The sequence below is a fragment of the Bradyrhizobium macuxiense genome, from assembly GCF_001542415.1.
GTDB classification, from domain to species: domain Bacteria; phylum Pseudomonadota; class Alphaproteobacteria; order Rhizobiales; family Xanthobacteraceae; genus Bradyrhizobium; species Bradyrhizobium macuxiense.
The window spans coordinates 110,420-119,917 of sequence record NZ_LNCU01000081.1 but is presented as its reverse complement, the minus strand read 5'-3'; the positions used below and the strand labels follow the sequence as shown (position 1 = coordinate 119,917).

General features: G+C 64.9%; 10 protein-coding genes. 7 read left to right on the top strand and 3 right to left on the bottom strand.

Annotated features, from left to right (window positions below):
• From AS156_RS44845 to AS156_RS23740, 5 genes are all read left to right on the top strand, one after another.
• Positions 1 to 536: adenylate/guanylate cyclase domain-containing protein (locus tag AS156_RS44845; RefSeq protein ID WP_245313029.1), on the top strand; the 536-nt coding region annotated here is incomplete at its 5' end.
• Between the two features lie 164 nt (positions 537 to 700).
• Positions 701 to 940, top strand: a complete 240-nt coding sequence (locus AS156_RS23755; protein WP_066509265.1) for a hypothetical protein — start codon at positions 701 to 703, stop codon at positions 938 to 940.
• Positions 941 to 1,162: 222 nt separating this feature from the next.
• Complete coding sequence (gene sorA, locus AS156_RS23750; protein ID WP_066509263.1) at positions 1,163 to 2,362, top strand: SorA family sulfite dehydrogenase catalytic subunit; 1,200 nt, start codon at positions 1,163 to 1,165, stop codon at positions 2,360 to 2,362.
• 11 nt (positions 2,363 to 2,373) lie between these two features.
• Complete coding sequence (gene sorB, locus AS156_RS23745; RefSeq protein WP_066509262.1) at positions 2,374 to 2,688, top strand: SorB family sulfite dehydrogenase c-type cytochrome subunit; 315 nt, start codon at positions 2,374 to 2,376, stop codon at positions 2,686 to 2,688.
• A gap of 282 nt (positions 2,689 to 2,970) precedes the next feature.
• Positions 2,971 to 3,171 carry a cold-shock protein gene (locus AS156_RS23740; RefSeq protein ID WP_016842427.1) on the top strand — a complete coding sequence of 67 codons (201 nt, stop codon included), beginning with the start codon at positions 2,971 to 2,973 and terminating at the stop codon, positions 3,169 to 3,171.
• A 128-nt stretch (positions 3,172 to 3,299) separates the two neighbouring features.
• On the opposite strand, the gene AS156_RS23735 is transcribed toward AS156_RS23740, so the two are convergent.
• A complete protein-coding gene (locus tag AS156_RS23735) occupies positions 3,300 to 3,947 on the bottom strand; it encodes a hypothetical protein (RefSeq protein WP_066509260.1) in 648 nt (215 codons plus the stop codon).
• Positions 3,948 to 4,038: 91 nt separating this feature from the next.
• Positions 4,039 to 4,503 carry an Lrp/AsnC ligand binding domain-containing protein gene (locus AS156_RS23730; RefSeq protein ID WP_066509255.1) on the bottom strand — a complete coding sequence of 155 codons (465 nt, stop codon included), beginning with the start codon at positions 4,501 to 4,503 and terminating at the stop codon, positions 4,039 to 4,041.
• Between the two features lie 116 nt (positions 4,504 to 4,619).
• Between AS156_RS23730 and putA the strand changes: the two genes are divergently transcribed.
• Both putA and AS156_RS23720 read left to right on the top strand, forming a co-directional pair.
• On the top strand, positions 4,620 to 7,634 hold the full coding sequence (putA, locus tag AS156_RS23725) for a bifunctional proline dehydrogenase/L-glutamate gamma-semialdehyde dehydrogenase PutA (protein ID WP_066509253.1): 3,015 nt from the start codon (positions 4,620 to 4,622) through the stop codon (positions 7,632 to 7,634).
• 192 nt (positions 7,635 to 7,826) lie between these two features.
• Positions 7,827 to 9,032: a CaiB/BaiF CoA transferase family protein gene (locus AS156_RS23720; RefSeq protein WP_066509251.1), complete on the top strand. Its 1,206-nt coding sequence runs from the start codon at positions 7,827 to 7,829 to the stop codon at positions 9,030 to 9,032.
• A gap of 68 nt (positions 9,033 to 9,100) precedes the next feature.
• Here AS156_RS23720 and AS156_RS43460 read toward each other — a convergent pair whose 3' ends face one another.
• Positions 9,101 to 9,265 (bottom strand): hypothetical protein, encoded by a 165-nt coding sequence (locus tag AS156_RS43460; protein ID WP_201456094.1) that lies wholly within the window; start codon positions 9,263 to 9,265, stop codon positions 9,101 to 9,103.
• Positions 9,266 to 9,498 lie beyond the last annotated feature (233 nt).

Genomic DNA, 9,498 nt, shown 5'->3' with positions numbered 1-9,498 from the left:
TCGATACCGTGTTCATCGTCAACCGCTTCCTCGGCGCGGTGTCGCAGGCGGTACTCGAAGCCGGCGGGCGACCGAACCAGTTCGTCGGTGACGGCATGTTGGCGCTGTTCGGGCTCGCCACCGGCCGGCAGGAGGCCTGTCGCCAGGCGCTGCGCGCGGCGGCCCTGATCGCGACCCATGTCGACGAGCTGAATCAGTTCCTGAGCCACGATTTGCGCGAGCCGATCCGCTTCGGCATCGGCATCCATGGCGGCGAGGTGATCGTCGGCGATATCGGCTATCGCGACCACATGGTGTTCACCGCGCTCGGCGACGCCGTCAACGTCGCGGCACGACTGCAGGACATGACGAAGACGCTCGCATGCGAAGCCGTCGTCTCCGACGAGGTGCGCACCACGGCAGGCCTTCCCGACGATGCTTTGCCGATGCAGGAGGTCGCGATCCGCGGCCGCAACGAGCCGATGATCGTGCGTACGGTTCAATCCACCCGCACCTTGTCGACGCTTGTCGGCAATCAGCAAGCGGTTGCAGCCTGAAGGTTCATTCCCGACCCATTCGGCCAGTGTGACCTTCCGCACATCGCAATGTGCTCTCTCTCGACATTCTCGAACCCGCCCTTTGCAAGGCGTGACTGACAGGCGATGGGCATCACCGCAACCCGCGCCACGGCGGAGTTCGAGGCGCAACTCAAGGAGAAGACATGTTTCGCAAAGTGACACTCGCTCTCGCTACCGCTGCCGCCCTCGGCGCCGCTGCGCTGGCACCGACCGCCGCTTCCGCCAAGCCGTTCGGCTGGGGCGGCGGTTGGGGCGGTGGCTGGCATCATCACCACTGGGGCCCGGGCTTCAGCGTCGGCTACGTCGACTCCGATTGCTACGTCACCCGCCTGGTGCTGACGCCCTACGGCTATCGCTATCGCACCGTGAACGTCTGCTACTGATCGAGCGCTTCGGTCGGATCGAAATGCCCCCGGTCGCCGATGCGACCGGGGCTTTTCGTTGCTGCAGCGCAACGCCGGTGCACGCTGCGAAAGCATGAATTGACTTGGGGTTCCCCGATGCGACATTTGTCGCTTGCGTGAGTTCCGCGAGCCGGATGCGCGCAGGAAATTTGAGCCTGGTGATGACCGGCTCACGACAGATGAGGCTTCGGAGGAAGCGGAATGCTCGATCGACGAGACTTGATGAAGCGCGCCGGTATGGCGGCTTTGATAACGGGGCTGGGATCACGCGGCGCGCTCGCGCTCGATACGGTGACGCTGCCTTTCGGCAATGGCGAACGGCCGCTGGTGCGCTATCCGCAGAAGCGCCCGATGATCGGCCAGACCAGCCGCCCGCCGCAGCTTGAGACGCCGTTTGCGGTCTTCAACGACGGCCCGCTCACGCCGAACAACGCGTTCTTCGTCCGCTACCATCTCGCCGGCATCCCCTACGATCTCGATCCCGACAAATTCACGCTCGAGATCAAGGGCAAGGTCGACAAGCCGCTGAAATTGTCGCTGAAGGACATCCGGAAGCTGAAGGCGACCGAGCTCGTCGCCGTCAACCAGTGCTCCGGCAACAGCCGCGGCTTCTTCAATCCGCGAGTTGCCGGCGGTCAGCTCGGCAACGGCGCAATGGGCTGCGCGCGCTGGCACGGCGTGCCGCTGAAAACCGTGCTCGACATGGCCGGCGTGCAGGCCGGCGCGAAGCAGGTCACCTTCAACGGCATGGATGGCCCCGTGATGGAGACGACGCCCGACTTCGTGAAGGCGCTCGACATCGACCACGCGCGCGACGGCGAGGTGATGCTGGCCTACGGCATGAACGGCGACGATCTGCCGTTCCTCAACGGCTTCCCGCTCCGCCTCGTGGTGCCCGGCTATTACGGCACCTATTGGGTGAAGCATCTGAGCGAGATCACCGTGATCGACAGCGTGTTCGACGGCTTCTGGATGAAATCCGCCTATCGGATTCCGGATACGCCGAACAACGCGGTCGAGCCCGGCACGACGCCAAAGGCGACGATCCCGATCAACCGCTTCACCGTGCGCTCGTTCATCACCAGCGTCGCCGATGGCGCCAAGCTGAAGGCCGGCCGCACGCTGCTGCGCGGTATCGCCTTCGACGGCGGCAAGGGCATCAAGGAAGTCGTGGTGTCGACCGACGGCGGCAAGACCTGGACGCCGGCCAAGCTCGGCAAGAACCTCGGCAACTACGCCTTCCGAGAATGGAAGCTGCCGGTGAAGCTCGCCGCGGGCTCCTACGATCTGAAGGTGCGCGCCACCAACAATGCCGGCGACACGCAGCCGATGGATCCGTTGTGGAATCCCGCCGGCTATTTGCGCAACGTCGTCGAAACCGTGCGCGTCACGGCGGCGTGAGGAGAAGCATCATGAAACACAAGCTGCTTCCCGCCCTCGCCGCGATTGCGACATTCTCGATCGCCGCCGCCGCTGCCGCCCCGGTCAACTACACGCTCCCGGAGGAAACCGCGGCCTTCAAGCCCGGCCCCAATCTCGAGGTCGTGCAGAGCAATTGCTCCGGCTGTCACTCGGCCGACTACATCAAGACCCAGCCGCCGCATGACGAGAAGGTCAAGAAGGACTTCTGGCAGGCCGAAGTGACCAAGATGAAGAAGGTCTACGGTGCGCCGATCGACGACGCCGACGTGAGCAAGATCGTCGAGTACCTCGCTACGACCTATTGAGAGATCCGGCTTCCCTCCTGCGCGCAAGGCCAAGGCCCGCGCGCAGGGGCCCGTCGTTCGGCCCGGCCGGGTTGGAACCGCTCGATTTTGCAGCGCATCATTTGAGCAGGAAACAGGCAATTCGGCGCCAAAGCTCCGAAAATCGGGTTGTTTCCGAACGAAAGCACACCTTCGTTTGATCTACCCAGCTTTTCGCAAACTGCTATCCTGTCCAGCACGGACGTGCCGGTTTGTGCGGGGGCCGGCGATCCGCTTTCGATCGATTCCGCGGAGACGACTGGAATGCCCAAAGGTACAGTGAAGTGGTTCAATCCGACCAAGGGTTATGGATTCATCCAGCCCGCAACGGGCGGCAAGGACATTTTCGTGCATATTTCTGCAGTTCAGAAGGCTGGTCTTCAGACGCTCAATGAAGGCCAATCGGTGGAGTACGAAGAGATTGCAAATCGTGGCAAAACTTCAGCCGAGAACCTGAAGGTCTAGCGTAACAGCGCCAGACGACGGCGCACTCTCGGACGTCATCCGGGAGTGGGGGCCGATCCCAGCAAAAACCAGACAACGTGACGTTCGGCGGGGCGGGCACGATGCCCGCGCGCCATGGGCGGCCGCGTTCAATCCTCCGTCACCCATTTGCTGACGGTCATGACATCAGGCGGCTGCATGTAGCCGCGCGGCCAGAGATCGACGGCCCATTCCACCTTGGTCGCGCGCTCGAGCAGCACCGCGGTGTTGTGCGGCGTCTGCATGATTTGAAAGCCGCGGTAGTGGGGATTGCCGACGTCGTGAAACTTGAACAGATTCCAGTCCTGCATCACCAGCATCAGGCTCGTGACGTTGCGGGTCGTGTCCCAGCAATCGAAATTGTGCTTGTCGTCGCCGGCGCGGAAATCCGCTTTCGCCACGCGCTTGTCGGTGCCGAGGATCGGCCCCATGCGGCGGTCGAACCAGATCACCGCATTCTGCACCGCGGCGCGCTCGGCAGCGGCATTGGCGTGCCCCGTAGCCATGATCCTGGTCAGCGCAGCCCTGTCTGCGGCCGTGAAGTCCAGCATCTCGCGGCGCCGGCAAACGAAGCCGTAGCAAACCGTCATCCTCGTCGCCGACGGCGGATAAATCGAGACCGACGTATAGAGTTGCATAATGCCCGCGCTGAGTTCGGATGCTCGCGCCGGCGCAACTGACAGTAACGACAGCATGATCGTCAGTGCGCCGGCAAGCCCGGCGCGCCTCGCTGATATCGGCTGATCGGCGTCTTTCATGATTGCTGCCCCAGTTCGGAGCAGGATTAACGCGAGCGGGTCGCGATGCCAATACGGCGGGAGCATGGCTGTGGATCGCATCGAGCGGATATCAGCCGACCGGCAACGGCGCGTCGCGCTTGACTTCCTCCATCACCGCGTAAGTCCGGGTCTCGCGCACGCCCGGCAACGCCAGCAGGCTTTCGCCGAGAAACCGGCGATAGGCCGACATGTTGGCGACGCGCGCCTTGACCAGATAGTCGAAGCCGCCGGCCACCATATGGCACTCCAGCACTTCCGGCGCGGTCTGGACCGCCTTGGCGAACCGCTCGAACACGTCGGGCGTGGTCTTGTCGAGCAGCACCTCGACGAACACCAGCAACCCCAGCCCGAGCCGATGCGGGTTGAGCCGGGCGCCGTAGCCCTCGACGAAGCCGTCGCGTTGCAGCCGTTTTAGCCGCTCGCCGACCGAGGTCGGCGACAGCCCGATCCTCTCAGCCAGTTCCACATTGGCAATCCGGCCATCCCCTTGCAGGATCGAGAGGATTTTCCGGTCTATCTTGTCAATCTCTGTCATATATCTGGCAAATCTGATAATCTTCCTTATTTTCTACGGCAAATCTGTTAATTTGTCTATCGAACTACGGTTCACTCCCGCGTAGGTGTTCCCGTGATGGTCAGAAGGAACCCGTCATGCCAAACGCCGACCCACCTCCGCCGTTCGGTCCGCCCTATGCGCCCGACGATGCCGCCATTGCCGCCCGGCTGCTGACCGACGGCCGCCTCGGCGCTGACCGGGAGGCGCGGATCGACCGCACCGCGACGCGCCTGATCGAGGCCATCCGGGCCAATGACGATCCGCTCGGCGGGGTCGAGGACATGCTGCGCGAATTCGCGCTCTCGACCAAGGAAGGGCTCGCGCTGATGGTGCTGGCGGAGGCGCTGCTGCGGGTGCCGGACGCGCGCACCGCCGACCAGTTCATCGAGGACAAGCTCGGCCAGGGCGACTTCATCAACCACGAGACCAAGTCGAGCGCCTTCCTGGTCAACGCCTCGGCCTGGGCGCTGGGCATGTCGGCACGTGTGATCCAGCCCGGCGAGACGCCGCAGGGCACGATCGGGCGACTGACGAAGCGGCTCGGCGCGCCGGCGGTACGCGCGGCAACGCGACAGGCGATGCGGCTGATGGGCAGCCATTTCGTGCTCGGCGAGACCATCGAGGCGGCGCTGTCGCGCGCGCAATCGCATGCACATGCGGCTCGTGCCGCGCGCTACTCCTTCGACATGCTCGGCGAAGGCGCGCGCACTGCCGACGACGCGCATCGCTATTTCGAGTCCTATGCAAGCGCGATCGAGGCGATCGGCAAGACGGCAGGCCGCCGTCCCCTGCCCGACCGGCCCGGCATTTCCGTCAAGCTCTCCGCGCTGCATCCGCGCTTCGAGGCGGTCAGCCGTGCGCGCGTGATGACCGAGCTGGTGCCGCGGCTCGTCGATCTCGCGCGCCGCGCCAAGGCGTTCGACCTGAACTTCACCGTCGATGCCGAGGAGGCTGACCGGCTGGAATTGTCGCTCGACGTGATCGCTGCTGCCGTCGCGGACCCGTCGCTCGCGGGCTGGAGCGGCTTTGGGCTCGCGATCCAGGCCTATCAGAAGCGCGCCACTGATGTGATCGACTATGTCGATGCGCTCGCGCGTGCCTTCGACCGCAAGATGATGGCGCGGCTGGTCAAGGGCGCCTATTGGGACACCGAGATCAAGCGTGCGCAGGAGCGCGGGCTCGACGGCTATCCGGTGTTCACCCGCAAGGCGATGACCGACCTGAACTACGTCGCCTGCGCGCGCAAACTGCTGACATTGCGACCGCGGCTGTTCCCGCAATTCGCGACCCACAACGCGCTGACGGTCGCAACCATCCTCGAGCTTGCCGACGATGCCACGAGCTTCGAATTCCAGCGGCTGCACGGCATGGGAGAAGCACTGTATGCGCAGCTCGGCGAGGACAGGCCGGAGATCGCACACCGCACCTATGCACCCGTCGGCAGCCACCGCGACCTGCTCGCCTATCTGGTGCGGCGGCTGCTCGAGAATGGCGCCAACTCCTCGTTTGTCGCGTTGGCGGCGGACAATCGCGTGCCTATCGCAGACCTGTTGCGCCGTCCGGCCGAGATCATCGGAACCGACAACAACGCTGCTCATCGCGACATTCGATTGCCGGCCGATCTCTACAGGCCGCAGCGCGAGAATTCGCGCGGCATCGAATTCGGCGAACGGAACGCACTCGATAAGCTGACATCGGCGATAGCTACCGAGCGGAAGGCTACGCCCACCGCGGTTGCCTCATTCACCGCGGAGCAGACTGATGCGGCCGTTGCCGCCGCGCGCCGCGGCTTCAGAGCCTGGAACGCCACGCCGGCACAAAAGCGCGCCGACATCCTCGTCAAGGCCGCCGATCTACTGGAGCAACGCCGCGCACATTTTATTGCGCTGTTGCAGAGCGAGGGCGGCAAGACGCTCGACGACGCACTCTCCGAGGTGCGCGAAGCGACGGATTTCTGCCGCTACTACGCCGCGCTCGGGCGAAAGCTGTTCGGCGAGGACGAAGCGATGCCGGGACCGACCGGCGAAAGCAACGTGCTGGCGTTGCGCGGCCGCGGCGCGTTCGTGGCGATCTCGCCATGGAATTTCCCGCTGGCGATTTTCCTCGGCCAAGTGACGGCGGCGCTGATGGCAGGCAACGCGGTGGTCGCAAAGCCGGCCGAGCAGACACCGCTGATCGCGGCCGAGGCGATCAAGCTGCTGCACGAGGCCGGCGTACCGGCGTCCGCCCTGCATCTCGTCCAGGGCGACGGCGCGATTGGCGCTGCGTTGGTTACGCATCCGCAAGTGACGGGCGTCGTCTTCACCGGCTCGACCGAGGTTGCTCGCTCGATCAACCGGACCCTGGCGGCCAAGGACGGCCCGATCGTGCCGCTGATCGCGGAGACCGGCGGCATCAACGCGATGATCGTCGATGCCACCGCGCTGCCCGAGCAGGTCGCCGACGACGTCGTGACCTCGGCGTTCCGCTCCGCGGGCCAGCGCTGCTCGGCGCTGCGGCTGTTGTTCGTGCAGGATGACGTCGCCGACCGCACGATCGAGATGATCGCCGGCGCCGCGCGCGAATTGAAGATCGGTGACCCGTCCGACCCGTCAACGCATGTCGGACCGGTGATCGATGCCGAGGCTAAGCAGCGTCTGGATGCGCATATCGCGAAAATGAAGAAGCAGGCGCGCGTGCATCTCGCCGGTGAGGCGCCGGCCGGCAATTTCGTCGCCCCCCACATCTTCGAACTGTCCGACGCCGGCCAACTGACCGAGGAAGTGTTCGGCCCGATCCTGCACGTCGTGCGCTACCGGGCCGAGCGGCTCGGCGAGGTGCTGGCCGCGATCGAGGCCACGGGCTTCGGGCTAACGCTCGGCATCCATTCCCGCATCGACGACACGGTCGAGCATGTGATCGATCGCCTCCAGGTCGGCAACATCTATGTCAACCGCAACATGATCGGCGCCGTCGTCGGCGTGCAGCCGTTCGGCGGCAGCGGCCTCTCCGGCACCGGCCCCAAGGCCGGCGGCCCGCACTACCTCGCGCGCTTCGCAACCGAGCAGACGGTGACGATCAATACCGCCGCCGCGGGCGGCAATGCCGCGCTGATGGCCGGGGTGGAGTAACCGCACGAAAACGTCGCAGGTTGGACACCCCAGCGCTCTGCCCGCCCTACGTTTTGCGCCGTATCGCCCTGAATTGACTTGGGTTGCATCGTGCCCCCGACATGGGTCAAATGGCGCCCTGATCGGGATTATCGCACGCGATATTCCAGCCACCGGAAAAACATCAACAAGCGCCACGGGAGCGACGGCACGATGGAAAAAGGCATTTTTGACGGGCTCAAGGTCCTGGATTGCGCGAGCTTCATCGCCGCGCCCGCGGCCGCGACCGTGCTGTCCGACTTCGGTGCCGACGTCATCAAGATCGAGCCGCCGGGTGCCGGCGATCCCTACCGGAACCTGCCGAACCTGCCCGGCTATCCGGCGAGCGAACACAATTTCGCGTGGATGCTCGAGGCCCGCAACAAGAAGAGTCTGGCGCTCGACCTCACCAAGCCTGAGGCCCAGCAGGTGCTCTACAAGCTCGTCGCGGAGGCCGACGTCTTCATCACCAACATGCCGCCGCAGGTGCGCGCGAAGCTCGGCATCACCTACGACCATCTCGCCCATCTCAACGACCGGCTGATCTACGCCTCCTTCACCGGCTACGGCGAGAAGGGCGAAGAGGCCAACAAGCCCGGCTTCGACTCCAACGCCTATTGGGCCCGCTCCGGCCTGATGGACCTGGTGCGCGCAGACGAGGACACGACCCCGGCCCGCTCGGTCGCCGGCATGGGCGATCACCCCTGCGCGATGGCGTTCTACGGCGCGATCGTCACCGCGCTGTTCAAGCGCGAGAAGACCGGCAAGGGCTCGCATGTCGCGACCAATCTGATGGCCAACGGCGTCTGGGCCAACGGCGTGCTGGCGCAGGCCAAGCTCTCGGGCGCCAAGTTCAAGAAGCGCAAGCCGCGCGAAGAGGCGCTGAACGCCGTCACCAACCACTACAAGTGCAAGGACGGCCGCTGGATCATCCTGTCGCTGCTCAACGAAGACCGGCAATGGCCGACGCTGGCGCGCTGTCTCGGCCGCGAAGACCTCGTCGCCGATCCGCGCTTCGTCACCAAGCCTGACCGCCATGCGCGCTCGGTCGAGCTGATCAAGATCTTCGACGAGGTGTTCGCGAGCAAGGATCTCGCGGAATGGCGCAAGATCCTCGACGGCAACGGCCTGGTGTTCGGCGTCGTTGGCATCCTCGACGACATCCCGAACGACAAGCAGATGATCGAGAACGAGGTGCTGGTGCGCTTCGAGAACGACACCATGCTGACCGTCAACAGCCCGATCTTCATCGACGGCGCCAAGAAGGTGCAGCCGCGCAAGCCGCCCGAGGTCGGCGAGCACTCCGACGAGATCCTGCGGCAGGCGGGCTACGACGAGGCCGATATCCAGAAGCTGCGCGCCTCCGGCGCGGTGGCGTGAGACGGCTCGCTGACCTCTGCATTACGACTTCGCGCTGATCAGGCTCCTGATCAGCGCGAGCGGAAGTGTCAGCGCTTGATCCAGGCCCATACGATTGCGAAGACAATGACGCCGATCACGGCCGAGACCGCAATCGCCCAGCTGCTGACGCGAACGGCGCTGACCGCCTGACGTTCGGCCTCGTTCGCCGCGATCTCGCGGTTACGCTGCTTGTCCTGGTCGGGAGCGCTCATCGGCTGGTCTCCACTCAAGGGTAGCTGGGGTGTTCAGGTCCTGGTCGCGGCCCGCACTGTAGCATCAAATGATGACGTCTGGCTCGCGCCGGAACCGCCGCCAAGCGGGATGACCCGGCCGAGCAGAAACGCTGCCAGCGCGGCGCAAAGGGTGGCCGACGCGGCGGTCGCGAACAACGCCTCGGTGCTCCACTTCGCGCTCATTAGCGCACCGCCGATCAGGGGACCGATGA

Bases quoted from the DNA above. Each gene is read 5' to 3' on its own strand.
- AS156_RS23755 (WP_066509265.1), top strand. From the start codon at position 701: ATGTTTCGCAAAGTGACACTCGCTCTCGCTACCGCTGCCGCCCTCGGC.
- sorA (WP_066509263.1), top strand. From the start codon at position 1,163: ATGCTCGATCGACGAGACTTGATGAAGCGCGCCGGTATGGCGGCTTTG.
- sorB (WP_066509262.1), top strand. From the start codon at position 2,374: ATGAAACACAAGCTGCTTCCCGCCCTCGCCGCGATTGCGACATTCTCG.
- AS156_RS23740 (WP_016842427.1), top strand. From the start codon at position 2,971: ATGCCCAAAGGTACAGTGAAGTGGTTCAATCCGACCAAGGGTTATGGA.
- AS156_RS23735 (WP_066509260.1), bottom strand. From the start codon at position 3,947: ATGAAAGACGCCGATCAGCCGATATCAGCGAGGCGCGCCGGGCTTGCC.
- AS156_RS23730 (WP_066509255.1), bottom strand. From the start codon at position 4,503: ATGACAGAGATTGACAAGATAGACCGGAAAATCCTCTCGATCCTGCAA.
- putA (WP_066509253.1), top strand. From the start codon at position 4,620: ATGCCAAACGCCGACCCACCTCCGCCGTTCGGTCCGCCCTATGCGCCC.
- AS156_RS23720 (WP_066509251.1), top strand. From the start codon at position 7,827: ATGGAAAAAGGCATTTTTGACGGGCTCAAGGTCCTGGATTGCGCGAGC.
- AS156_RS43460 (WP_201456094.1), bottom strand. From the start codon at position 9,265: ATGAGCGCTCCCGACCAGGACAAGCAGCGTAACCGCGAGATCGCGGCG.